Origin of the sequence: Yoonia sp. R2-816 (genome assembly GCF_046762905.1) — a bacterium.
In the GTDB taxonomy this organism is placed as follows: domain Bacteria; phylum Pseudomonadota; class Alphaproteobacteria; order Rhodobacterales; family Rhodobacteraceae; genus Yoonia.
This window is the reverse complement of the sequence record NZ_JBKQXN010000311.1, coordinates 62,452-86,212: the sequence shown is the minus strand read 5'-3', so window position 1 is coordinate 86,212 and position 23,761 is coordinate 62,452. Positions and strand designations below refer to the sequence as shown.

Below are 23,761 nucleotides of genomic sequence, written 5' to 3'. Positions count from 1 at the left end.
AAGGCTCAATCGTTCTGGCAATCCGTGGCGTTCAAGGGTTAGAACAGATGCATGTTGAACACGGTTTCCTATGATGGGCCTGACGGGGTGCCGCTGTTGATTGCGCATGGGCTTTTCGGGTCGGCGCGCAATTGGGGGGTGATTGCGAAACGGCTGGCGGCGACGCGGCCGGTGATCGCCGTTGATATGCGCAATCATGGCGCAAGTCCTTGGTATGACACGCATTCCTATGCCGATATGGCCGCAGACCTCGCGGCGGTGATGGATCGGCCAATGGATGTGTTGGGGCATTCGATGGGGGGGAAGGCGGCAATGGTTCTGGCGCTGGAAAGTCCCAGCAAAGTCAACAGGTTGGTCGTTGCCGACATCGCCCCTGTCACCTATTCCCATACGCAGATGGGACCGATTGAGGCGATGCGGCGGGTTGATCTGGACGGGATCGAAAGCCGGGCGGATGCCCGCGCACAGCTGGGCGATCTGGAACCGGGGGTGCCGGAGTTTCTGCTGCAAAGCCTTGATATGAAAGAGAAACGCTGGCGGCTGAACCTGGATGTGCTGGCCGCCGAAATGGACGCGATCATCGGATTTCCGGATGTTTCGGGCAGCTTTGACGGGCCCACATTGTTCCTGTCAGGGGGCAATTCCGACTATGTCAAAACCGACTATCGCCCTGAAATAAAACGGTTTTTCCCCAACGCCAAATTCGCGAAAATCCCCGGGGCGGGCCATTGGCTGCATGCGGAAAAGCCGCGTGAGTTTGAGGCGGCGGTGGCGGCGTTTCTGGCCATGACCTAAGCCGTCTTGCCCGATCATGCATCGCCCGCTAACCTGACCCAAGCCATTCAAATCTAAAGAGGTTCCCATGATCCGCGCTGCCCTTATCATTGCCGTCCTCGGCCTGTCCGCCTGCGAAACCGTCAAGGGCGTGGGCCGCGATATCTCGAACGCGGGCCAGGCGGTCGATAACGCGCTTTAGGGCCAAAAACCCCGGTCGGATTTGCGTCGGACTTGCGTCGGCAAAACGTCGGACCCCAACGGGCCGCCCGTTAACACTCTGGTAAGGTCAGACGGCGCAATTCTTGCACAGGGCGGCGTCTGGCAGCAGGTCCAGCCGGGCATCCGAAATCGGATCGCCACACTGGGCACAGATGCCATAGGTGCCCGCCTTGATCCGGACCAGTGCGGCGTCGATGCGTTTAAGCTCGGTCAGTTCGGCCTGACCCAGCGCCTCCAGCACCTCATCCCCCTGCCGCTCGGCAGAGCGGTCCTCCCAATCCTGGGAGGGGGTTTCGTCAAGCTGATCCTCGATCTCCTGCAGGTCCCCCACAATCTCGGCGCGGCGGGCGAGCAGTTTCTGTTTTTGAGTCTGGATGTCCATTGCGGTGCCTCCTTTGGTTCGAAGGATGGCGCAGGGCGGGTGGCGGTGCTTTGATTTGGGTCAAGCGTGGGGTGGGTGAAACCCACGCATATCGGAAATCTCGACCACGCGTGGGTTTCACCCACCCTACGTTTTGTTAACCATAATTGCCCAAACTCGCGACATGTCGCGCTATCGCCGCCTCTATATTCCCGGGGGCACCTATTTTTTCACTGTCGCACTTGCCGACAGGACAGCCACGACGCTGGTGGACGAGATTGTCCTGCTGCGATCCGTCTATGCATCTGTGGTGCGGGAACATCCTGTGAAATGCGATGCCATGGTGGTCTTGCCCGATCATATCCATGCGGTCTGGACGCTTCCTGATGGCGATGCCGATTTCTCAATCCGGTGGAAAAAGATCAAGGGCCGGTTTTCCCAACATTGCAAGGCAAAGGGCACCCCGTCGCCCAGCAAAGCGGCGCGTGGGGAAAAGGGCATATGGCAGCGCCGGTTTTGGGAACATGCCATCCGTGATGCCGACGACTTCCGCGCACATGTGGAGTATTGTTGGTGGAACCCGGTGAAACACGGTTTGGCCCAATCGCCGGAGGATTGGCCCTATTCAAGTTTCCGTAGGGTGGGTGAAACCCACGCGCACGAAGGGGTAGACCGAGCGGTTGGTTGATTTGGAGACGCGTGGGTTTCACCCACCCTGCGTTTGCTAAACTCATATGGTGTAGTACGGTTGTTTTGAAAAAGGTTGTCGAGGCTATTATTACCACTTTCCTTATTGAGCTCTGGCGAAAACCGCCAGTATCCATCTCCTCCTGAACCACCACCTCCACCAACAGTTCGAATTTCACTATATCCAGGGGTTGAGGGTGTATTATTGAATGGATCGCGTACCATATCCTAAATCTCTTTCCAGTTTTCAATTGCTTCCCAACCGGTCAATTGCTGCTCATTCAACTTAGTCACAACTAGATCAGAAATAAATTGTCTGGACGGCATCCGAACATCACACCAAGCGGCGCGACCCTCAATAACATCCTTCTTAACGGCCAGCTTTCTCCGCCCGTCACCGGGATTGATCTGCCACGAGTGATTGTCGGGAAGCCCCAAAGGCTTGACGCCTCCTAATTCGGGGCTGATTGCGTCAAGTGATGTGCAAACACGCCAAAAATAGAGGGGTTTGTCGATCAGCTTTCCTTCTTGATCATACAGCTCGAAAGGCAAAAACTGGTGAATTCCCGGCTCGACACTTTCAATGATGTCTTTGAAACGTTGCCCAACCGCATTCGCATTCGGTAGCCCCATGAAGCCTGAGTAATCCCAATCCACCTTTCCGTTGGTAAGTTGCATCCTTGTAGGTACAAGTTCCTCATAAAATGGGAAGCTCAACTGCCGGTTCTGCGATATGTGAGCTTTAGAAATAATCCAATCCACCTCGAGATCGCGTTCAGTCTTCTTCTTCCACTCCTTGAACTGCGCAAATCTCGCAGCCTGCTCTTCACCATAGGGCGCCGCCTCAACAGTCCTTGAAGGCATGTGTGCAAGGTCACCTGAAATCGTAATTGCCATTCAAAATCTCCAAGTATCGTCTTATATTTTGGTTTTAGGGGCTGTTTGCATGGCCAACATCTTGTCCCACGTCGCCGCATCCACCAGCCGTGTCACGATGGGATGCATCCGCAGCCCCCCATCCTTCACCACCTGTTTGAAATTGGCGATGACCTGCACCGTCGTTTTCTGGTCGGGTGCGATCACGTCCAGCAGCCAGTTGATCTGGCCCGACTGCCACTCTTCCGGTTTCAACCGCACCGGGAACACCCCGCCTTTGATATGGTCGCGGATCTTCGCGTCCACCTCTTCCGACACAGACGCCCAGATCGCCACGCCCGACAGATTCACAGCCTGCCAGCTTCGCCCTCACCCATCCATCTTCAGCGCCGAAATAAACGCCTCCTGCGGAATGTCCACTTTCCCGAACTGCCGCATCTTCTTCTTCCCCGCCTTCTGCTTGTCCAGCAGCTTGCGTTTCCGCGTGGCGTCGCCGCCGTAGCATTTGGCCGTTACGTCTTTGCGCAGGGCGGATAGCGTTTCGCGGGCGATGACCTTGCCGCCGATGGCGGCCTGGATCGGGATCTTGAACATGTGGCGCGGGATCAGGTCCTTGAGCTTTTCGACCATGGCCCGCCCGCGCATTTCCGCGCGATCCCGGTGGACCATCATCGACAGCGCATCGACGGGTTCGTCATTCACCAGCACGGACATCTTGACGAGGTTATCGGTTTGGTAACCGGTCATCTGATAATCGAATGACGCATAGCCCTTGGTCACCGATTTCAGCCGGTCGTAGAAATCGAACACCACTTCATTCAGGGGGAGGTCGTAGACAACCATTGCGCGGGAGCCGGCATAGGTCAGGTCCAGTTGCACGCCGCGCCGGTCCTGGCAGAGTTTCAGCACGTCGCCCAGATAATCGTCGGGGACAAGGATGGTCGCCTTGATCCGCGGCTCCTCCAAGTGGTCCACATGGGTCAGGTCGGGCATGTCGGCGGGGTTGTGCAGGTCGACCATCGTGCCGTCGCGCATGTAGATGTGGTAGACGACGGAGGGCGCGGTTGTGATCAGTTCGATGTCATATTCGCGTTCGATCCGGTCGCGGATGACTTCGAGGTGGAGAAGCCCCAGGAACCCGCAGCGGAAACCGAAGCCGAGGGCGGCGGAGGTTTCCATCTCGTGACTGAAGGAGGCGTCGTTCAGGGCGAGTTTTTCGATGGCGTCGCGCAGGTCTTCGAATTCGGAGCTGTCCACGGGGAAGAGCCCGCAGAAGACAACAGGCTGGGACGGTTTGAAACCGGGGAGCGGGGTTTCCGCCCCCTTCTTTTCGGACGTGATCGTGTCGCCGACCCGTGTGTCGCGCACCTGTTTGATCGACGCCGTGATGAAGCCGATTTCGCCCGGCCCCAGCTCGCCCACGTCCTGCATCTTGGGCCGGAACACCCCGATTTTGTCGATCTGGTGGATGGTCCCGTTGGACATGAATTTGACCCGGTCGTTTTTCTTCATCACCCCGTCGATGATGCGCACCAGGACGATGACGCCGAGATAGCTGTCGTACCAGCTGTCGACCAGCATCGCCTTGAGCGGCGCGTCGCGGTTGCCCTTGGGCGCGGGCAGCCGGTGCACGATCGCTTCAAGCGTGTCCTTGATCCCGACGCCTGTCTTGGCGGAGACCCGGATTGCGTCGGAGGCGTCGAGCCCGATCACATCCTCGATCTGGGCCGCGACCTGATCGCATTCGCTGGCAGGCAGGTCGATTTTATTCAGGACGGGCACGATTTCATGGTCGGCGTCCAGCGCATGATAGACATTGGCCAGCGTCTGCGCCTCGACCCCTTGGGTGCTGTCGACGACGAGCAGCGATCCTTCGACGGCGCGCATGGACCGCGACACCTCGTAGGCGAAGTCGACATGGCCGGGCGTGTCGATCAGGTTGAGCACGTATTTCTCACCGTTTTCAGCGAGATAATCGATGCGGACGGTGTTGGCCTTGATGGTGATCCCGCGCTCGCGTTCGATATCCATCGAGTCCAGAAGCTGCGCCTTCATATCCCGGTCGGCCACCGTATTGGTGGACTGGATCAGGCGGTCAGCGAGCGTCGATTTCCCATGGTCGATATGGGCAACGATGGAGAAATTGCGGATGTGCGAAAGGTCTGTCATGACAGGGATATGTAGGGGTTTTTGTGCCCCGTCAATGTCGATAATGACGCGCCTGAGACTCCATACGACCTTAGCAATTCATCTGTTGGCAATACCTTCGTTCAGTTCACCCAGATCAAATGGCATCGGTTCGGTATATAGCAAATCGGCCAGCGGCGCATTTTGTTCATACCGGCATAAGCCGCGTTCTTCGATGTCGGTGACAACACCGTCGACACGTTCCTGTAGCCTGGATGACCATCGGTTGCATCGGTCCTCATCCAGGTTGTCCGCCTCGCACCGAGCCGTGTGCAAGCGATCAAGACGGATGATGGGGCACAACACATGATTGATCTCTTCATCTTCGGTAAGAGGCGAGGGCTTGTCATGTTCTTCCAGACGCCGAAGACTGTCGTATGCCGAAAGCTTTCTTTGCAGGAAAGAAACAAGATAGCCGACGCCATGGTCACCGTAGTAGATCGAATTCACAAAGATGCTATCATAGTTCAAGGCCTTGTCCCGCAGTCTTTCATCATCCGTCGCTTGTCTTGGGATAGCGTTTCCCATGCGCGACCATGACGTTCCTGAATAAGGTGACGCTGCCACCAGTCGGCGGGCCAGCAGATAGGCAAACTGTCCTTTCTCATCATCATATTCTACGACAAATGAGTATGGTTCGGGCATCGGAACCATTCCGGTATAGAAATCAAAGGCACGAAAAAGAACGTTTGCATTGTAGGGATCGTGCAAGATACCGTTGTCAACGAATTCACGTTTTTGCTGTTTGTAAAGCGCCATGAACTGTTCTGTTTTTTCGGTCGGTGAAAAGTACCAATCGAAATTACGGACCATGTCATCATCCAGAACATCCGGCTGCGACAGATATGAGATCACATCGCCCATATCCTCGTTTGTGCCTATGTCCAAGGCCCTTTCAGCGCGCGCTCTTGCCAGGAACGGGTGATCATGTTCCGCCAGCAATTCGTAGGAATATGCAAGACCCCCATCAGTTGACGGATAATAGTGAATGAGGTCTATAGTGCAGACCTCCGGCGTATAGTTTTCGATATCCGTTACCTTTTCGGCAAACTGATCGCACAGCCCAATGAGCGCCCGGTATCCGGGACCACCCCATTGGTGCGATGCCAAAAGGCTGGCCCGTGCCAACGAACCGCGGTTGGGTGCCACCTCCATCACAGCCGTTAGAATTTCGATGTGCTCGTAAGCGCTCAGTCTTTTGGTAGTCTGATTGTGTAACAGCACGGCATCTGACGCCGGAATGTAGTCTGGTGCAATCTCGTACGCGCTGAGCGCGAGGTCCATCCCCTGCTCCTGCATCGCACGGAATGTCTGCATTGCCTCTGGGGATACCCTATGGGCCAAAGCCTTGGTTCTGACTGTCCATGCCATGTTGCGAGTCTGAAAGACCCGAAGTGTTTTCGCATAAGGTGAATCCGGATAGGCCTCCATCCAGTCTTCAACGAAATCCAACACATCAGGATGGCTCACAATCAGGATATCGTTCAGCTTCCTGAGTTCCTCAAAGGTCAGCGTTCCATCCAGCGTTTCCTGATGGGCCTGCCGCAGCGCCTGTTCGGCCCCGTCGATATCCCCTGCATAAGCCATGTCGCGCAGTTCCTGCGGTGTGATCGCCGCATGCGCAGCCAGTGTTTGAAAGAAGATGTAGAAGGCGCAAAGCAGAACACGCATAAGTCGAATCCATTATGTGATGTATGCGTTATACATGAGCATTCTGGCCCTCGCGGCACAAGATGCAGTCCGTTTTCAAAGCCCATAAATTCATCTGCGTTGCCGACATACAATCGTCCCAGGTCATAGGGCCGGATTTGCGTCAGGTTTGCGTGCCGCATCCACAATCCCCAATTGCATCCACGTCCCTCCCCGGCCATACTGCGTCATGTGGGGCACGACACCATGGACCACCTGGAATAATCAGGGGCCGAGCAGAGGCATTGTGATGCGCAGTTTATTGATTTTGGGGGCTTTCGCCTCGGTTGCCGCATGTGGCGGCGGCGGGGTATCTGGCACGATTGGTGAGGCTTGCATTGATGCGGACCGCCGCAATGCGACGCCCGCGTTATGTTCCTGCGTGCAGCAGGTCGCAGACCGGAACCTGTCGGGTCGTGATCAGTCCCGCGCGGCTGCATTTTTCGAGAACCCGCAACTTGCGCAGGACACCCGCCAGTCTGACCGTCGCGGGGACGAGGCGTTCTGGGACCGCTACAAACTGTTTACGGAGCAGGCGCGGCAAATATGTCAGCCCGTAGCCTGACACAGGCTGACTCAACGATATCCAGACACCCCTCGAAATCCCTTGTGTAGTAGGGGTCTGGCACGTCAGCCGCATCCAGCATCCGCACGGGCGTGGCGTGACCGGCAGGCCGCAGGTCCTCGATATCCTGCAGATTCCGGGCGTCCATGGCCGCGATCAAGTCGAACGCGTCGAAATCCGCCGCGCTGAACTGCCGGGCGCGCAAACTGCTCAGGTCGATCCCCCGCGCCCGGGCGGCGGCCTGCATTGGCCCGTAGGGCGGGTCGCCCACATGCCAGCCGCCCGTCCCTGCACTGTCCAGCGTCAGGCCCGGTGCCAGTCCGCGCATGACCCCTTCGGCGGCAGGCGACCGGCAGATATTGCCGAGGCAGACAAACAGCACCCTCACCGCAGCACGCCGCGTTTGGTCATGGCGCGGGCATAGACCCAGAGAAGGATCAGGACCACAGGAATGGCGATGCTAAAGATGATCGCGCCCATTCCGGCGACGGCCAGCATGCTGCCCCCATCCGCGATCCCGTAGGTGTAGATCGACGAGCCGATCAGCCCCAACAGGGACAACGCAAAGGCGGACCCGGCATAGCGCGATCTCAGCAACAGCAAAAGCGAGCCAAGCACCGAAAACCAGACCCCGATTGCCCAAGTGGCGTTGAACCAAAGGGGTGCATTGGTCAGCATCTCAAGCCGCTCTGCCGGGGCCTGCGCCAGATATTCCGCATTTGCGGTTTGTGTCATGATGTAATCCATCGCACCGCCGGCGTTCCACAGCAGGCTCAGTATCCCGACGATCCACAGATGCACTGGTGTTTTGGTCATAGATCCCCGTCCTCTTCTTGCAGAGAGGTTAACAAAGGGCGGCCCCTCAGGCCAGCTGTCCCCGCGCCATCCTATAATGCGCCGGGATCGAGGGGATGAAGAAAAGGATGAACCCGTAATGCACATAGACGACGATGGCTGCAGGTATCCACAGAATCGACAGCACCAGCCCGATCTGTCCGGTCACCCTGTGGGCCGCCGCCGGCGGCAGCACCCGCAGCAGCATCAGGTGCAGCAGTTTTCCCCCGTCGAGCGGCTGGACCGGGATCAACGCAAAGATGAAGAGCGCCAGATTGAGGAAGGCGAACATGCCCAGCAGGGTATAAATCTGCACCATCACCAGGGTAGGTGCGGCAATCAAGCTGTCCCACATCATCCATTGCACCAGCGATGCCACCGCCCACAATCCCAGATTGACAATGGGCCCCATGGCGACAATCAGTTCTTCCTCATGTGGGGTCCCCGACCGGGCCGGCTGGCAGAAACCGCCACCGCCGTGCATCATGACCCTGCGAACCGGCACATCCTGCACCAGACATCCCCAAGCGTGGCCAATCTCGTGCAGGAAGATCGCGATCAGGAGCATAGCCGCAAATGTCAGGCCACTGGTCAGATCCCCGGCCAGAAACACAAGCAGCCCCAGAAGAAACAGCAGCGACTGCCCGACCTCCACCCGCACGCCCATCGGTCCGGTGAAACTGAAAATCACGTTATCGTCTTGTAGCATATAATAAATTTCCGCGTCTGACTTGCGATATACGGCCACAACATGAACCACAGTTGCGGCACAAGTATGGCAATGGCCGGGTTGATTACCGGGGTCGGGTCAGCAACCCAAGCCCGAGAAAAACCAGAAAGATCACCCCCGGCGTGACCACGAGGAAAGTGAAATCCTCCCCCTGCAGCTCCCACGGCATCCGCGTCCGACAATTGCCATTGGGCGAGCCAAAGGCACAGGCCATCGCGCTGACATAGCCGTAAAACAGAACCCAGCCGATGGCTGACAGACCTGCCAGAATGAAAAAGATGATCGAGAGGATCTTTGATCCGCGTTTTTCCGTCATGCTCCGCCCTCGTTTTTCCGTCCAATGCACCGGCCCGCGCCCGATTGCAACTTGCACTTCGCCCCTGCCCTGCCAATCATCCGCCACGGGCAAGGAGGCGGCCATGAAGATTGTTGTTTTGACTGGCGCAGGCATTTCAGCGGAAAGCGGGCTGGGCACGTTTCGCGATCAGGACGGGCTCTGGACCAAATATGACCTGGAGGAGGTCGCAACGCCCGAAGGCTTTGCCCGCAACCCCGCGCTGGTGCATGAATTCTACAACGCCCGCCGCGCCAACTGCCTGGAATCCTTGCCGAATGCCGCGCATGAGGCGCTGGCGAAACTGGAACGCAGCACACAGCATGACCTGACCATCGTGACCCAGAACGTCGATAACCTGCATGAACGGGCGGGGGCTGCGCAGGTGATCCACATGCATGGAGAGCTGATGCGCAGCCTGTGTGCCGCCTGCGATACCCGCTGGGATGCGCCTGTGCAGATGCACCCTGACGACCCTTGCCCGACCTGTGCGGCCCCTGCCACGCGGCCCGATGTGGTCTGGTTCGGCGAGATCCCCTATCACATGGACCGGATCGCCGCAGTGGTGTCCACCGCCGATCTCTTCGTCGCCATCGGCACCAGCGCAGAGGTCTACCCGGCCGCCGGACTGGTCGAACTGGCGCAGGGCGAGACACTGGAACTGAACCTTGAACCTTCGGCACGGACAAACGCCTTTGACGCCCGCCGGTTCGGACCCGCCACCGAAATCGTGCCCGCCTGGGTGGCAGAACTGACCGGGTGACGCAACGCACGGCGGGTCTGACGGGGCGGCGCAACAACCTCATTGGGGTGAATGGACGATTCGTCATTTAAAACAAGGGTTTTGACCAAAATCACCGGTCGGCATCGCGTCGGCAAAACGTCGGACTTGCGTCGGGCACTTTGGTGGCAAATGCCCGCACTAACGGACCGCGCGGTGCAAGCGTAAACAAGACGGTAAGGTTTGAGCGACGTTGGATCAAATGTCGGCATTGAGCCCAAAATGACAGATGCTTCACGGCGCACGAAAGTCAGCTATTCAGCTTCTAAGTCCAGTCGTCTGACCAACAACAAGATCAGTATCACTGCAATGAACAGAAACACCGCACCGACAATCCATGCAATGGGTGTAGAGTATATTTCAGCGACGGCTCCGGCCAAAACCAGACCCAATGCGCCCCCCAACTGTTGTATCAGCGATCGCAGAGATAGCGTGGTCGACCGCTGACGGTCTTCTACACAGCGATGCAGAATGCTGCTGGCCGGCGTTTCAATGACACCAAGGATCACGGAATACAGGACGAATACCGTCACAAAGCCGGTGATGCTGCCTTGCAACGCCAATGCGATCTGAACGACCGCCAGGCAAGCAAAACTCGCCGCCAGCGTCATGGCGTGTCGCCGCTTGAAGATCCGGCTGATGTGCGGAGACAGAGATGCGCCGAAAGCAATGGAGAAGAAATAGGTCGCAGTGACGACACCGATGACCGTGTTTGCGTAACCCTCGTCCAACATGGGTTTTGCATGGGTCGGCCAGATCACCTCAACAGGGTTGGTTGCCATCAGAAAGAACGCCAACGCTGCCAGAAGTATCGACAGTGTTGGATGTTTCAGAGCCAAAACGCTCGCGGCCTTTATCACCGTTGGGACATTCGCGAAGCCGTGCATGAGAGCAGTGACGTCTCTCGGACGCGGTTTTTCGACAATGGCCAACATCGTGAAAACAAGCACGCCCAACATCACACCGAAGCTTGCCACGTAGGACACATCATAAATGCTGAACCCAAGGCTTTTCGCGACCTCGCCCAAAATATCGGGCAGAAGGCCTCCGAAAACGGCGCCAATGGCCAACCCTACGGCATTGGCCCATTGCGCTTTGGCCAGTGCGGGCTGGACATCCACATTGGGTGCTGCGGCCTTGAAAGTTTCGACAAACCACGCATCAAGCGTGCCCGACCTGAGCGCGCGTCCAAAACCGATGAATGCAAATGAAAGCGCCAGAACATGGAAATCACGCGTCGAGAGAAAGAGCACGAGCGAAATCAAGCTGGCGACGACCGCCGTCAAAAAGACTGGCTTGCGACCAATACTATCGGCAAGGCCACCAAACGGCAGCTCCATCGCCATCGTCGTGAGCGAATAAACCCCGAAGAGAAGCGAGATTTGAAAGAGGTCCATGCCACGGTCAGTCAATGCCAGAGCAACAACGGCGACTGTCAGTCCCATCGCAAAACGGTCAAGGAACTGGTGTATCTGAAACACGCGAATGTGCCGTCGCGCTGTCGGGTTCAGTGCCGCGAAAGAGAACTCGATTTCGGTGACCATCCTTGCAGCATCGTCGTTGGCGTCGACGTGCACAATACCTCGGGTGAGCCGCAACGTTTTTCATAAAACAAAGCCGCCGTTCGAACCGGCGCAGCAAATGGTCGCTAAGTCCGCATCGCGCTCCTGAGCATGGTCCAGCGATCGGTAACAGTTTGATTGCTGGTTACTCTGAGCGGGGAATGCCTTCTCTGACTGGACCTTTCCGGTGTGCCCTATAAGAAAGGGCGCATGAAGACGCTTGATATTCCAGCTTTGGCCGAACAGGTCCGTGCCGGTGACCGCCGTGCGCTGGCGCGTGCGATTACGCTGGTGGAAAGCGGGCGGGCGGATCATCGGGCGGATGCGCTGGCGCTGCTGGAGGCGTTGGGTACGGGTCGCCAGGCGCTGCGCATTGGTCTGTCGGGCACGCCCGGTGTGGGTAAATCGACATTCATCGAACGCTTTGGTCTGATGCTGACCGGTCAGGGGCTGCGCGTGGCGGTTCTGGCGGTTGATCCGTCCTCGGCCCGGTCGGGCGGGTCGATCCTGGGTGACAAGACCCGGATGGAGCAGCTGGCCCGCGATCCGAATGCGTTTATCCGCCCCTCCCCCAGCCAGACGCAGTTGGGCGGTGTCGCCCGCCGGTCGCGCGAGGCTGTGGCGCTCTGCGAGGCGGCGGGGTTTGATGTGGTGCTGATTGAGACCGTGGGTGTGGGCCAGTCGGAAACGGTGGTCGCGCATATGGCCGATCTGTTTGTGTTGCTGCTGGCGCCTGCGGGGGGTGATGAGCTGCAGGGGGTCAAGCGCGGCATCATGGAGATGGCCGATCTGATCCTTGTGAACAAGGCCGATGGCGCGCTGAAGGAACAGGCCACGCGCACCTGTGCTGATTATGCCGGTGCCCTGCGCCTGTTGCGCAAGCGTGAACATGACCCTGACGGGTTTCCCAAGGCGCTGACCGTGTCCGCGCTGGAGGATACCGGGTTGGAGGCAGCATGGGCCGAAATGCAGGCGCTGGCCGATTGGCGCAAGGATCAGGGGATCTGGGCGGCGACACGCAAAGCCCAGGCAAGCTATTGGTTTGCTGAAGATGTGCGCCAGGGCCTTCTGCGCTGGCTGCAGGATGATATCGACACAAAAGCGCGGATGCAGGCGGCCGAGGCGCAGGTGCGCGACGGCACGTTGTCCCCGGCGGCGGCGGCGGCGGCGGTGCTGGCCCCCTTGCGCGAGGCGAAGGGGTAGATGGGTCAAATCACTCAACCCAACCGCCCGGCGATGGCGGCGGTTATACAGGCCGCTCCCGATGAATAAGGCGATTGTCACGCAGCTGTCACAATCGCAGCCTAGGCTTGGAAATAGGATGAGACAGCGATCTTATTTATCGTCATGATTTGGTACCTGCAGGTAGCGGCACTTTCATTGCTTGGTATAGGCTTGCTGGCCGTCGCGTTTGCCCAAGCCATACGACATATCCGTTTCAGACATGGTGGCAGACGCGTCATTGCGGTGGTCGAGAGTGTGACCCGCGAGGACTGGGGCGACAGCGAACGATACCTTACAACCGTCAGATACACCGACGCCGATGGCATATTGCGCAGCAAGAAGGTGGAAGATTCCAATGGTCCCTTTGAAATCGGCGCGACCCTGACGGTGTATTCCAGGGATGATGACACCGAATACGTTCTTGTCGGATATCCCGGTCTGACCGGTCTGCTCTTTTTGGGATGTGGCGGATTCGGGATCGCCTTCATCTATGCGGCGGCGACCTGGTGAAGGGCTTTGGTCATGCGCCGGTTGACGGCGCAATCCCTGGCTGGGATCGGTCAGATGGATGAGGCCAGCCATCCTACGCGCGCGATCTGGGAACGGTGTGCGCTGGATAAGGCGGCGCTTGCGCCACTCGACGCGGTTTTCGCGACGGGCGGCAAACCCGGCGCGCGGCTGGCATTGAGCGATGATCTGCGCGCAGCCCTTCGGCCTGTTGACGCGGTTATTCGGCGGGCGCGTCCGGGGATGGTTGCCGTGCGTGCCGTGGCTTTTGACAAGACCGCCGCTGCCAACTGGGCCCTCCCGTGGCATCAGGACCGGGTGATTGCGGTGCAGGATCGGCATGATGTGCCCGGATTTACCAACTGGTCGCGCAAACACGGGGTCTGGCATTGCGAACCGCCGGAGGCGCTGCTGACGCAGATGCTGTTCGTGCGTGTGCATCTTGATGATGCAGGGGCGGACGAAGGGGCGATGGAAATTGCGCTAGGCAGCGATGCGGCCGGGCTGGTTGCCGCTGATCAGGCGGAGAGCGTGGCAAAGGCCTATCCGGCGGAGGTCTGCGTGGCCCAGAGGGGCGATGTTCTGGTCCTGCCCATGTTGACGCTGCATCGGTCGCTGGCCGCTACCAGAACGGCGGCCAGGCGGGTGCTGCGGATTGATTACGCTGCGTTTGATTTGCCCGCGCCGCTTGCCTGGGCCGATTGATCGCTGCAGAGGCGGCAAACCGGGTTGACGGGCGGGCGGAATCCTCCTATCTGGCGCTGATCTTATTCATGGCCTTGCTGTCGCAGGGCCCAACCCGTTTGAAAGGATGTCCGGCCATAGGGGCTGGTGACGTCCGCAGGACAAGGAAAACGCCCATGTCGCGCCGTTGCGAACTGACCGGAAAAGGCCCGATGTCTGGCAACAATGTCAGCCACGCCAACAACAAAACCAAGCGCCGGTTCCTGCCGAACCTGCAGGATGTGACGCTGCAGTCTGACGTGCTGGGCCGGTCATTCCGCTTCCGCATCTCCAACGCGGCCCTGCGCACGGTCGATCACCGTGGCGGTCTGGACGCGTTCATGGCCAAAGCCAAGGATGCCGAACTGTCCGCAGACGCGCTGAAAGTGAAGAAAGAGATCGCCAAGGCCACCGCTGCCTGATCTTTCATCACATCGTCAATTTCCTGAACCCGGTTGCCGCGTGCTGCCGGGTTTTTCATTGCATCCCGGTGGGGTTTTACCTACTTGGTGACCGAGACGGAATCTGTTAACTTTCCGTTCATCGTCACGCTGTTGTGTTTTGAAAGATCAATATTCGTTCATAGCTAAGATTTAGGAAATATCGCACGGCGGCCCGCTGCCATTCTTCGAAAGGGTCCATCATGAGTAATCCATTTACACGCGGTTTTGTTGCGACCGCATTTGCACTGTCACTGCTCGCTCCGGTTGCCACGCAGGCCGACCAGACCGATGCCGGTCGCTGGTCGGAACAGATCAACTATATTGCCGAGCACGGGGTTTCGGTGATCAATACCGGCAATGGTCCGGCGCTGATCGTGCTCGAAACCGCCCTTGGCCCGGACGTCGATGCCGATCTGCGCCTGCACCTGGGCAAGGATGGTGTCGCCAATCCTGCTGCCAATCTGGGCCGCCTGGCCAAGATCAGAGGCTTGCAGGTGTTCGAGGCCCCGGCATCCATCGATATCTCTGATTTCAACGAACTGCATATCTGGAACGCGGATGTGGGTGCGCCGATCGGGTTTGCCCCCCTGCGTTAAGGCGAAGATGGGTTGAAACCCATCTTACGGTGACGCTCTGCCGCGACAGACCCGCACCGTAAGGTGGTGTCTTGACCCGCCTTGTGCCAAAGATCACAGCGATGACTGCGCTGCCTATTGATCCTGTCCTGCCAGACCTTGTTGCCGCTTTGCGCAGCCATGGCCGCGCGGTGTTGCAGGCGCCACCGGGAGCCGGGAAAACCACCCGTGTGCCGCTGGCCATGCTTGAGGCGGGGCTGACTGCCGGTCGGATCATCGTGCTGGAACCCCGCCGCCTGGCCACCCGTGCCGCCGCCGAGCGTCTGGCCGAAGGGTTGGGCGAGGCCCCGGGCAAGACAGTCGGTTACCGCATGCGCGGCGACAGCAAGCCCGGCACCCGGATCGAGGTGGTGACCGAGGGTATTCTGACCCGCATGATCCAGTCTGATCCGGACCTGACTGGCATTGGCGCCATCATCTTTGACGAGTTTCACGAACGATCCCTGAATGCCGATCTGGGACTGGCGCTGGCCTGGGAAATCCGCGCTGTGCTGCGCCCTGATCTGCTGATCCTTGTGATGTCCGCGACGCTGGATGCCGATCCGGTTGCCGCGATGCTGGATGATGCGCCGGTCATCACATCCGAAGGCCGGTCATTTCCGGTCACCACCCATCATCTGGACCGCGCCCTGCCCAAGGGCACCCGGCTGGAGGTCGCCACCGCTGATCTGGTGGCAGAGGCCGCCGCCCGGACCACGGGCGGTGTGCTGGTGTTTCTGCCCGGCGAAGGTGAGATCCGGCGCACCGCTGCCGCATTGCAGGGCCAGTTGCCCGCCGATTGCCGGATCAGGCCGCTTTATGGTGCGATGCCGTTCAAAGACCAGCGTGCCGCCATCGCTCCGGTTCCGTCGGGCCGCAAGATTGTCCTGTCCACATCCATCGCGGAAACGTCTCTGACGATCGAGGATATTCGCGTGGTCGTCGATGCCGGCCGCGCCCGCCGCGCCCGGTTTGACCCCGGATCGGGGATGTCGCGCCTTGTCACCGAACGCGTCAGCCGGGCAGAGGCGACGCAGCGTGCAGGCCGCGCTGGCCGGGTTGCCCCCGGTGATGCCTATTGTCTGTGGACCAAGGGGGAACAGGGCGCCCTGCCCGCCTTTGCCCCGGCAGAGATCGAGGTGGCGGATCTGGCCAATCTTGCCCTTGAAATGGCGGTTTGGGGCAGTGATGATCTGGCGTTCCTCACCCCACCGCCGCCCGGTGCATTGGCAGAGGCGCGTGCGCTGCTGCAGGGGTTGGGCGCGCTGGACCGCGATATGCGAATTACAGATCACGGGCGCGCGCTGGCCGCCCTGCCCTTGCATCCGCGGTTGGGTCATATGTTGCAGATTGCAGGCGCGCAGGCCGCCCAGCTGGCCACGCTGTTGGCGGGCCGTGACCCGCTGCAAGGTGCGCCTGCCGATCTGGGTCTGCGCATCGCTGCCTTGAAAGGCCGCTATGACGGGCCGGGTCAGCCGCATCATGCGGCCCTTGCCCAGATCAAGGCCGAAATCCCCCGCCTGTCCAAGGGCCTGCCGAAACGCCCGCCCATGCCGCTGGCCCAGCAACTGGCGTTGGCCTATCCCGACAGGGTCGGGCTGCGCCGGAAGGGTGATGCGCCCCGCTATGTATTGTCGGGGGGCAAGGGCGCGTTGCTGGCCGATGACGATCCGCTTGCTGGGCAGCGCCTGATTATCGCCAGCGATCTGGATGGGGACACGCGCGAGGCGCGGATCAGACAGGCCCTGCCGATCAGCGAAAAGGATCTGCGCGCGGTCTTTGGTGATCAGATCGCCTGGGTCGATGTCTGCGCGTGGTCGCGGCGCGATGCGCAGGTTCTGACCCGCAAACAGGAACGGTTTGGCGCGCTGGTGCTGGATGACCGGGTCTGGCCGGATGCCCCAGATGAGGCCGTGGCGCGCGCGATGCTGGACGGGGTGCGCCAGTTGGGGCTGCGCCCGTCGCCCGCTGCTGACCGGTTCCGGGCGCGGGTGGCGCTGGTGGACGGGTTGCCCGCGATGGATGACGCGACGCTGATGGACACGTTGGAGGATTGGTTGCTGCCGCATCTGCAGGGGGTGCGGAGTGCGGCGGACTGGAAACGGTTCGATATCCTGCCTGCGTTGCGGGCGATGCTGGACTGGGACCAGATGCAAAGGCTGGACAAGGCCGCACCGGCCCATTTCGAAACGCCGCTGGGGCGCCGGATACCGATTGATTATGAGGGCGAGGCGCCGGGGATCACCTTGCGCCTGCAGGAAATGTTCGGGGTGACGCAGCATCCAACCGTGGAGCGCACGCCGCTGCGGGTCACGCTGCTGTCGCCGGGACAAAAACCGGTGCAGGTAACGCAGGATATCGTGGGGTTCTGGGCTACGTCCTATGCCGATGTGCGGCGCGACATGCGCGGGCGTTATCCGCGCCATCCCTGGCCCGAGGATCCGACACAGGCTGACCCTACGTTACGCGCAAAACCGCGCGGCACGTGAGCGTGATTTGCCAAATGAGCCGGGTCATGTTAACAAAAGTGTAATAAAATAAACCTATTGGCAGGTTAACATGAACTCGATGATCCAGTCCCTTTGGACGGGTGCCTTACGCCCGTTGCTGAAACGCCCCCCTGCGCTGCAGGTGGCGGCCCTTTGCCATCGTGACGGTGACGAGGGTGTTGAGGTGTTGCTGGTAACCAGTTCCAGTGGTCGCTGGATCCTGCCCAAAGGCTGGCCGATTGACGGGTTGTCCGCAGCCGAGGCCGCGAAACAGGAAGCCTGGGAAGAAGGCGGCGTGAAAAAGGGCAAGACAGCCGATACCGCCCTTGGCAGTTTTCTGACGGAAAAACGGTTCGACAATGGGTCAGTCATCCCTTGCGAAATTCGGGTCTATTCCGTGACTGCCAAATCCGTCGTTGATGACTTCCCCGAAGCCCATAAGCGCGACCGCAAATGGGTGCCCGTCGCGGAAGCGGCCAATCTGGTGGATGAACCGGGCCTGCGCGATATGCTCGAAAACTTCGCCGCCGCGTAAACGGTTGCCAGCGCGCCACGCTGACGTTACCCCTTCCGCCTAGCCGGGGGGAGGGACAGAAGTGGCCAATTCAGGACCCACAAATCAGTGGAAAACGCTCGACCGTGATCTGGGACGGATCGGGGCGGTTGAATTTGCGACCCAATATGTCGCCCAACCCCTTGTAGGCCTTGGCATTGCGATGACATTTATCGTCGTCGTCGCACTGGCCAGCACCCTGTTTTTCGGTGGCGATTCACGGTCCTATGTGGTGATCGCCGCTGCCGCGTTCGGCGCCTATATGGCCGTCAATATCGGGGCCAATGATGTGGCCAATAACATGGGCCCGGCGGTTGGGGCGAACGCCCTGACGATGGGCGGCGCCATCGTGATTGCCGCCTTGTGCGAAAGTGCCGGTGCCCTGCTGGCCGGGGGCGATGTGGTTTCAACCATCTCGAAGGGAATTATCGACCCCGAAAGTGTCGCCAGCAGCACGGTTTTCATCTGGGCGATGATGGCGGCACTGATCTCATCCGCCTTGTGGGTGAACCTGGCCACCTGGGTGGGCGCACCGGTATCAACCACCCATTCGGTTGTGGGCGGGGTCATGGGGGCGGGCATTGCCGCGGCAGGTTTCGCCGCCGTCAACTGGCCCACGATGAGCGCGATTGCCGCAAGCTGGGTGATCTCGCCCGTGCTGGGTGGGGTGATTGCGGCGCTGTTTCTGGCTTTCATCAAGACCGCCATCATCTATCAGGATGATAAAATCGCTGCCGCCCGCCGCTGGGTGCCGGTGCTGATCGGGATCATGGGTGGTGTCTTTGCGATGTATCTGGCGATGAAGGGGCTGAAGAAAATCGTCACGGTCGATCTGATCACAGCCTGCTTGATCGGTCTGGCCATCGGGGCCGCGATCTATGCGGTATCCGCGCCGATGATCCGCCGCCAGTCCGAAGGGCTGGAAAACCGCAACCGGTCGCTGAAAGTGCTGTTCAACATCCCGCTGATCCTGTCAGCGGCACTGCTGTCATTTGCGCATGGGGCCAATGATGTGGCCAATGCGGTCGGACCGCTCGCCGCAATTGTGCATGCCGAGGAATTCGGCACATTCGCAGGCAAGGTCAGCATCCCAACCTGGGTCATGGTGATCGGGGCGTTTGGGATATCGTTCGGGCTGATCCTGTTCGGGCCCAAGCTGATCCGCATGGTGGGCAGCCAGATCACAAAGCTGAACCCGATGCGCGCCTATTGCGTGGCCCTATCGGCGGCGATCACCGTGATCGTGGCCAGTTGGCTGGGTCTACCGGTGTCATCGACCCATATCGCCGTGGGCGGGGTTTTCGGCGTCGGGTTTTTCCGCGAATGGGATGCGGAGCGGCGGGCACGCCTGTCATCGGCGCAACGACCCGCGGCAAAGCGGATCGCGCCCGAAGAACGGCGCCGCCGCAAACTGGTGCGCCGGTCGCATTTCATGACCATCATCGCGGCTTGGGTGGTGACCGTGCCAGCAGCGGCAATCATGTCGGGCCTGATATTCCTGGGGCTACAGGCGGCGTTTGTGGGCTAAGAATTTTCGTGACGAAAATTCTTCTGTCGGCAAAAATTTCTGTCGGAATTTTTGGCCTGCCGATCAGACGCCCAGACAGTAGCGCATGATCGCCTTTTGCGCGTGCAGCCGGTTTTCGGCCTCGTCAAAGATCACCGAATGCGGCCCGTCCATCACGCTGCTTGTTGCCTCGTCATCGCGGTGGGCGGGCAGGCAGTGCATGAAAAGCGCGTCATCCTTGGCCTTGGCCATCAGCGCGTCGTTGACCTGATAGCCGCGCAACTGGTTGTGCCGCCGTTCACGGGCTGATTGCGGGTCATGCATGGATACCCAAGTGTCCGTCACAACCAGATCGGCCCCTTGCACGGCCTCATCCGGGTTGCGCACGGTGGTGTAGAGACCATCCAGCGCCGGTTCCGGGTCAAGCGGCGGCGGGCCGGTAAAGACCAGATCAAAATCGAACTGCTTGGCGGCGTGCGCAAAGCTGGCAAAGACGTTATTGCCATCGCCCGACCAGACCACCTTTTTGCCTTTGATCGGGCCCTGATGTTCCTCGAACGTCATGATATCGGCCATGATCTGGCAGGGATGGGTCCGGTTCGTCAGCCCGTTGATCACGGGCACAGTGGCATATTCGGCCATTTCCTGCAGTGTCTGTTCCTCAAAGGTGCGGATCATGATCAGGTCCACATAGCGCGACAGCACACGGGCGGTATCGGCGATTGTTTCGCCATGCCCAAGCTGCATGTCGGCCCCAGAGAGCACCATGGTCTGCCCGCCCATTTGGCGCACGCCCACATCGAAGGACACCCGCGTCCGGGTCGATGGTTTTTCGAAGATCAGGGCGACCATATGGCCCGCCAGCGGTTGTTCGGCATCCGGAGTGCCCTTGGGCAGGCCGGCACGCGCATTCTTCATGGATTGCGCATTGGCGATAATGTTGTGCAGGTCACCTGCCGGGGTGACATTTATATCAAGAAAATGTTTCATAAGCGTCGCTTTTGTTGGGTCACCGAGGACCGGAAAATCAAAGGTGGGTCATCACCTGAACAAGTTTGCCATCACGGGTCGAGGCCAATCGTCGTTTCCGGAAACCGGCCTGTGTATAAATGCCAAGGGTCCGGGTGTCGGTTGTATTCGCCGACACCGCCACCATCGGATAATGCAGACGCAAGTCACGCAGATAGGCATCGATATAGCCCGCCGCATGCCCCTGACCTAGATAGTTGGCATCCCCCACAAACGTATCGATCACACGGGTGGACCGGGGCAGGTCCGAATATTCCGGCATGGGAAAGACGTGGGCGTCGTGGTTGTGAATATAGGCAAAGGGCTGCCCGACCAGTTCCACGACATGCATATCAATTTTCTGACTTTCCATATCCTGTTTGATCAGCGCAATCTGCCGTTCCGCGTTTCCCCACCAGACCTTGACATGCGGCATCTCAAGCCAGCCGCGCAGTTGCAGCAGGTCATCGTGGGTCACGCGGCGAAAGTTGTAATTACGCATCGGCCCCTTGCAACTGGCGCGCCGCGGCGTCGATCCTGTCGACGGCGGTGCCAATATCCTCGTCTGCGATGTTCAGGGCGGGCAGCAGGCGGACAACGTTGTCGGCGGCTGGCACGGTCAACACGCCTTGGGCAAAACCGGCGCTGACCACATCGCTGTTGGGGACCTTGCATTTCAGCCCCAGCATCAGGCCTGACCCGCGTACAGCCTCGAACACATCCGGATGGGCGGCGACCAGCCCTTCGAGCTTCTGGCGCAATAGGCCGGCCTTGCGGTTCACGTCAGCCAGAAAGGCGTCATCGGCGACGATCTCCATCACCTTGGCACCGACTGCACAGGCCAGCGGGTTGCCCCCATAGGTGGACCCATGCGTGCCCGCCGTCATGCCGGAGGCCGCGTTTTCCGTGGCCAGTACCGCGCCCAGCGGAAAGCCACCGCCGATCCCCTTAGCGACCATCATGATATCAGGCGTCACACCCGCCCATTCATGGGCGAACAGGCGCCCCGTGCGCCCCATGCCGCACTGCACCTCGTCCAGGATCATGAGGATCCCGTGCTGGTCGCACAGATCGCGCAGACCCTTCAGGCAGGCATCGGGCAATGGCCTGATCCCGCCTTCGCCCTGCACGGGTTCGACCATGATCGCGGCGATCTTGTCGCTGGCCGCGGCATTCAGCGCGTCGTGATCGCCGAATTCCAGATGGGTGAAGCCGGGCAGCAGCGGCCCGAACCCTTTTGTCATTTTCTCGGACCCGGCGGCGGCAATCCCGGCACTCGACCGGCCATGGAAGGAGCCGGAGAAGGTGATGATCTCAGTCCGGTCCTCGCCTTTGTCATACCAGTATTTGCGGGCCATTTTGACGGCCAGTTCGCAGGCTTCGGTGCCCGAATTGGTGAAAAACACCGTATCGGCAAAGGTTTTTTCCACCAGCATATCTGCCAGCTTTTGCTGGGCGGGGATGTTGTAAAGGTTCGACACATGCCAGAGCGCGCCGGCCTGTTCGGTCAGAGCGGCGACAAGGGCGGGGTTCGCGTGGCCCAGCGCATTCACCGCGATCCCGGCACCAAGGTCCAGAAAGCGTCGCCCGTCGGCTTCCGTCAACCATGACCCCTCGCCTGATACGAAAGTCAGGGGGGCGCGTGAATAGGTCGGCAGAATAGACGTGATCATGGCGATCATCCTTGCAATTAAGCCCGATTGGTGCAGGACCAAGGGGGGAGAGTCAACGATGTTAAGGGGTTATGAGCGGGTATGACAACAGGCGGCGCGGTTAGCGTCGGCGTCGGTTCTGTGCTGTCATACGGTTCATCATGCTGGCGTGATAGCGTGGTTTTCCGCAGTGCGAAAGCACATTTATTGCTTGTCGCCTGCCCCTAGGTCAATTTCTTGCTTTGTGCTAACGTTGTCCGCGCATTTGTGGAGGAAATTTCATGGCTTCTGATAATGTGACAGTCCTTGTGGGCACGACAAAGGGCGGATTCCTGGTGTCCGGCGACGCCCAGCGCGACAACTGGTCTGTCCAAGGTCCCTTCTGCGATGGCTGGCCGATCAATCATATCGTCGGCGATCCTGATACCGGGCGGCTTTGGGCCGGTGACGGCGGCGATTGGAACGGCGCCGGCGTCTGGCGGTCGGAGGATGGCGGTAAGACCTGGGAACTGGCCAAGCTGACCAAAGGCCAGGTGGATGACTGGGCGGCGAATGATCCCGATTTTGCCGCGATGATCGGCTGGACAGACGACCCGCTGCCGTTTGAGGGGTTTTCGCAAATCTGGTCGCTGGGTTACGCCCATGGCACGCTTTATGCGGGCACGAAACCGGCGGGCCTGCTGAAAAGCACCGATCATGGCAGAACATGGGAAAAGGTGGAGGGGCTGACCAATCACCCCTCTGCCGATAGCTGGAACCCGGGTGCGGCCGGGCTGGTGCTGCACACGATTGTGTCTGATCCGAAAGATCCCAAGAAGTTTTGGATCGGGATTTCGGCTGCGGGGGTTTTTGCCACCGAAGATGGCGGCGAAACCTGGGACAGGCGCAACCGCCTGTCGAATGCAGAGGCCTGCGGGCATCACGATCACCCTGCCGCCCCGGCCAATGGCGAAACCGGCCATTGCGTCCATAATATGATGCGCGCGCCGGGGGATGGCGATGTGCTGTACCAACAGAACCATCACGGTGTCTGGCGGTCATCGGATGGCGGGCGCAGTTGGGATGATATCAATGCCGGTCTGCCATCGACCTTCGGGTTTCCGATCCGGGTGCATCCGCGCGATCCAGACACGATCTGGACCTTGCCGCTGAATGGCGACAGTGCGGGGCGCTATCCGCCCGATGCAGCGGCGGCTGTCTGGCGGTCACGCGATGGCGGGCAAAGCTGGCAGGACATGCGTGATGGGCTGCCGCAGCAAAGCTGTTTCTTTACCGTGCTGCGGCAGGCGATGGGCGGTGACAGGCAGGACCCGGCAGGTGTTTATTTTGGCACCAATAGCGGGTCGGTGTTCGGCAGTTTTGACGAAGGCGACAGCTGGCACGAAATCGCCCGCCACCTGCCGACCGTGCTGGCGGTCGAGGTGCTGGACCGGGTATAG

27 protein-coding genes are annotated in these 23,761 nt (G+C 59.7%); 14 read left to right on the top strand and 13 right to left on the bottom strand.

Going from position 1 to position 23,761, the window contains the following annotated elements; all coding sequences use genetic code 11:
• Nucleotides 1-51: 51 nt before the first annotated feature.
• The gene (locus tag ACFWW2_RS18185; protein WP_393930370.1) at nt 52-795 is read left to right on the top strand and encodes an alpha/beta fold hydrolase; all 744 of its coding nucleotides are present in this window, start codon (nt 52-54) and stop codon (nt 793-795) included.
• 67 nt (nt 796-862) lie between these two features.
• Nucleotides 863-976 (top strand): entericidin A/B family lipoprotein, encoded by a 114-nt coding sequence (locus tag ACFWW2_RS18180; RefSeq protein WP_393930368.1) that lies wholly within the window; start codon nt 863-865, stop codon nt 974-976.
• A gap of 87 nt (nt 977-1,063) precedes the next feature.
• Here ACFWW2_RS18180 and ACFWW2_RS18175 read toward each other — a convergent pair whose 3' ends face one another.
• The gene (locus tag ACFWW2_RS18175; protein WP_393930366.1) at nt 1,064-1,378 is read right to left on the bottom strand and encodes a TraR/DksA family transcriptional regulator; all 315 of its coding nucleotides are present in this window, start codon (nt 1,376-1,378) and stop codon (nt 1,064-1,066) included.
• A 163-nt stretch (nt 1,379-1,541) separates the two neighbouring features.
• Between ACFWW2_RS18175 and ACFWW2_RS18170 the strand changes: the two genes are divergently transcribed.
• Complete coding sequence (locus ACFWW2_RS18170; protein WP_393930365.1) at nt 1,542-2,045, top strand: REP-associated tyrosine transposase; 504 nt, start codon at nt 1,542-1,544, stop codon at nt 2,043-2,045.
• Nucleotides 2,046-2,272: 227 nt separating this feature from the next.
• Here the strand turns inward: ACFWW2_RS18170 and ACFWW2_RS18165 are convergent, their stop codons facing one another.
• The 4 genes from ACFWW2_RS18165 to ACFWW2_RS18150 form a co-directional block, all read right to left on the bottom strand.
• Nucleotides 2,273-2,941: an imm11 family protein gene (locus ACFWW2_RS18165; protein ID WP_393930363.1), complete on the bottom strand. Its 669-nt coding sequence runs from the start codon at nt 2,939-2,941 to the stop codon at nt 2,273-2,275.
• A 21-nt stretch (nt 2,942-2,962) separates the two neighbouring features.
• Complete coding sequence (locus tag ACFWW2_RS18160; protein WP_393930361.1) at nt 2,963-3,271, bottom strand: toxin-activating lysine-acyltransferase; 309 nt, start codon at nt 3,269-3,271, stop codon at nt 2,963-2,965.
• Between the two features lie 18 nt (nt 3,272-3,289).
• Entirely contained in the window at nt 3,290-5,089 is a 1,800-nt protein-coding gene (lepA, locus tag ACFWW2_RS18155; protein WP_393930359.1) for a translation elongation factor 4, read from the bottom strand.
• Between the two features lie 78 nt (nt 5,090-5,167).
• Nucleotides 5,168-6,778, bottom strand: coding sequence for a DUF4034 domain-containing protein (locus ACFWW2_RS18150; RefSeq protein ID WP_393930356.1), 1,611 nt, complete (start codon nt 6,776-6,778; stop codon nt 5,168-5,170).
• Between the two features lie 268 nt (nt 6,779-7,046).
• Between ACFWW2_RS18150 and ACFWW2_RS18145 the strand changes: the two genes are divergently transcribed.
• Nucleotides 7,047-7,361, top strand: a complete 315-nt coding sequence (locus ACFWW2_RS18145; protein ID WP_393930354.1) for an arginine transporter — start codon at nt 7,047-7,049, stop codon at nt 7,359-7,361.
• On the opposite strand, the gene ACFWW2_RS18140 is transcribed toward ACFWW2_RS18145, so the two are convergent.
• The 4 genes from ACFWW2_RS18140 to ACFWW2_RS18125 form a co-directional block, all read right to left on the bottom strand.
• A complete protein-coding gene (locus tag ACFWW2_RS18140; RefSeq protein ID WP_393930352.1) occupies nt 7,321-7,749 on the bottom strand; it encodes a low molecular weight protein-tyrosine-phosphatase in 429 nt (142 codons plus the stop codon). The genes ACFWW2_RS18145 and ACFWW2_RS18140 overlap by 41 nt on opposite strands.
• Nucleotides 7,746-8,177 carry a hypothetical protein gene (locus ACFWW2_RS18135; RefSeq protein WP_393930350.1) on the bottom strand — a complete coding sequence of 144 codons (432 nt, stop codon included), beginning with the start codon at nt 8,175-8,177 and terminating at the stop codon, nt 7,746-7,748. The genes ACFWW2_RS18140 and ACFWW2_RS18135 overlap by 4 nt, the downstream gene beginning before the upstream one ends.
• Before the next feature lie 46 nt (nt 8,178-8,223).
• Entirely contained in the window at nt 8,224-8,904 is a 681-nt protein-coding gene (locus ACFWW2_RS18130; RefSeq protein WP_393930348.1) for a site-2 protease family protein, read from the bottom strand.
• Nucleotides 8,905-8,989: 85 nt separating this feature from the next.
• Nucleotides 8,990-9,346: a hypothetical protein gene (locus ACFWW2_RS18125; RefSeq protein WP_393930346.1), complete on the bottom strand. Its 357-nt coding sequence runs from the start codon at nt 9,344-9,346 to the stop codon at nt 8,990-8,992.
• On the opposite strand from ACFWW2_RS18125, the gene ACFWW2_RS18120 reads away from it, so the two are divergent.
• Nucleotides 9,345-10,022, top strand: a complete 678-nt coding sequence (locus ACFWW2_RS18120) for an NAD-dependent deacylase (protein ID WP_393930344.1) — start codon at nt 9,345-9,347, stop codon at nt 10,020-10,022. The two genes, ACFWW2_RS18125 and ACFWW2_RS18120, sit on opposite strands and share 2 nt — an antisense overlap.
• Nucleotides 10,023-10,294: 272 nt before the next feature.
• Here ACFWW2_RS18120 and ACFWW2_RS18115 read toward each other — a convergent pair whose 3' ends face one another.
• The gene (locus ACFWW2_RS18115) at nt 10,295-11,584 is read right to left on the bottom strand and encodes an MFS transporter (protein WP_393930342.1); all 1,290 of its coding nucleotides are present in this window, start codon (nt 11,582-11,584) and stop codon (nt 10,295-10,297) included.
• Between the two features lie 228 nt (nt 11,585-11,812).
• On the opposite strand from ACFWW2_RS18115, the gene meaB reads away from it, so the two are divergent.
• The 8 genes from meaB (at nt 11,813) to ACFWW2_RS18075 (ending at nt 19,683) form a co-directional block, all read left to right on the top strand.
• The gene (gene meaB, locus ACFWW2_RS18110) at nt 11,813-12,805 is read left to right on the top strand and encodes a methylmalonyl Co-A mutase-associated GTPase MeaB (RefSeq protein ID WP_393930340.1); all 993 of its coding nucleotides are present in this window, start codon (nt 11,813-11,815) and stop codon (nt 12,803-12,805) included.
• A 144-nt stretch (nt 12,806-12,949) separates the two neighbouring features.
• The gene (locus tag ACFWW2_RS18105; RefSeq protein WP_393930338.1) at nt 12,950-13,336 is read left to right on the top strand and encodes a DUF3592 domain-containing protein; all 387 of its coding nucleotides are present in this window, start codon (nt 12,950-12,952) and stop codon (nt 13,334-13,336) included.
• 12 nt (nt 13,337-13,348) lie between these two features.
• Nucleotides 13,349-14,038: a phytanoyl-CoA dioxygenase family protein gene (locus ACFWW2_RS18100; protein WP_393930336.1), complete on the top strand. Its 690-nt coding sequence runs from the start codon at nt 13,349-13,351 to the stop codon at nt 14,036-14,038.
• A gap of 155 nt (nt 14,039-14,193) precedes the next feature.
• Complete coding sequence (rpmB, locus tag ACFWW2_RS18095) at nt 14,194-14,478, top strand: 50S ribosomal protein L28 (RefSeq protein WP_393930334.1); 285 nt, start codon at nt 14,194-14,196, stop codon at nt 14,476-14,478.
• A gap of 221 nt (nt 14,479-14,699) precedes the next feature.
• Nucleotides 14,700-15,095: a hypothetical protein gene (locus ACFWW2_RS18090; protein ID WP_393930332.1), complete on the top strand. Its 396-nt coding sequence runs from the start codon at nt 14,700-14,702 to the stop codon at nt 15,093-15,095.
• Nucleotides 15,096-15,196: 101 nt separating this feature from the next.
• On the top strand, nt 15,197-17,602 hold the full coding sequence (hrpB, locus tag ACFWW2_RS18085; protein WP_393931445.1) for an ATP-dependent helicase HrpB: 2,406 nt from the start codon (nt 15,197-15,199) through the stop codon (nt 17,600-17,602).
• 79 nt (nt 17,603-17,681) lie between these two features.
• Nucleotides 17,682-18,137 (top strand): NUDIX hydrolase, encoded by a 456-nt coding sequence (locus tag ACFWW2_RS18080; protein ID WP_393930329.1) that lies wholly within the window; start codon nt 17,682-17,684, stop codon nt 18,135-18,137.
• 61 nt (nt 18,138-18,198) lie between these two features.
• A complete protein-coding gene (locus tag ACFWW2_RS18075) occupies nt 18,199-19,683 on the top strand; it encodes an inorganic phosphate transporter (RefSeq protein ID WP_393930327.1) in 1,485 nt (494 codons plus the stop codon).
• Nucleotides 19,684-19,746: 63 nt separating this feature from the next.
• Here ACFWW2_RS18075 and argF read toward each other — a convergent pair whose 3' ends face one another.
• Genes argF through ACFWW2_RS18060 form a run of 3 tightly spaced genes read right to left on the bottom strand, consistent with a single transcriptional unit; the run spans nt 19,747 to nt 22,343 of the window.
• On the bottom strand, nt 19,747-20,652 hold the full coding sequence (argF, locus tag ACFWW2_RS18070; RefSeq protein WP_393930325.1) for an ornithine carbamoyltransferase: 906 nt from the start codon (nt 20,650-20,652) through the stop codon (nt 19,747-19,749).
• A gap of 37 nt (nt 20,653-20,689) precedes the next feature.
• Complete coding sequence (locus ACFWW2_RS18065; RefSeq protein ID WP_393930323.1) at nt 20,690-21,172, bottom strand: GNAT family N-acetyltransferase; 483 nt, start codon at nt 21,170-21,172, stop codon at nt 20,690-20,692.
• Entirely contained in the window at nt 21,165-22,343 is a 1,179-nt protein-coding gene (locus ACFWW2_RS18060; protein WP_393930320.1) for an aspartate aminotransferase family protein, read from the bottom strand. Before ACFWW2_RS18060 ends, ACFWW2_RS18065 begins: the two co-directional genes overlap by 8 nt.
• A 260-nt stretch (nt 22,344-22,603) precedes the next feature.
• Here ACFWW2_RS18060 and ACFWW2_RS18055 point away from each other — a divergent pair, with 260 nt between their 5' ends.
• Nucleotides 22,604-23,761, top strand: coding sequence for a WD40/YVTN/BNR-like repeat-containing protein (locus ACFWW2_RS18055; protein ID WP_393930318.1), 1,158 nt, complete (start codon nt 22,604-22,606; stop codon nt 23,759-23,761).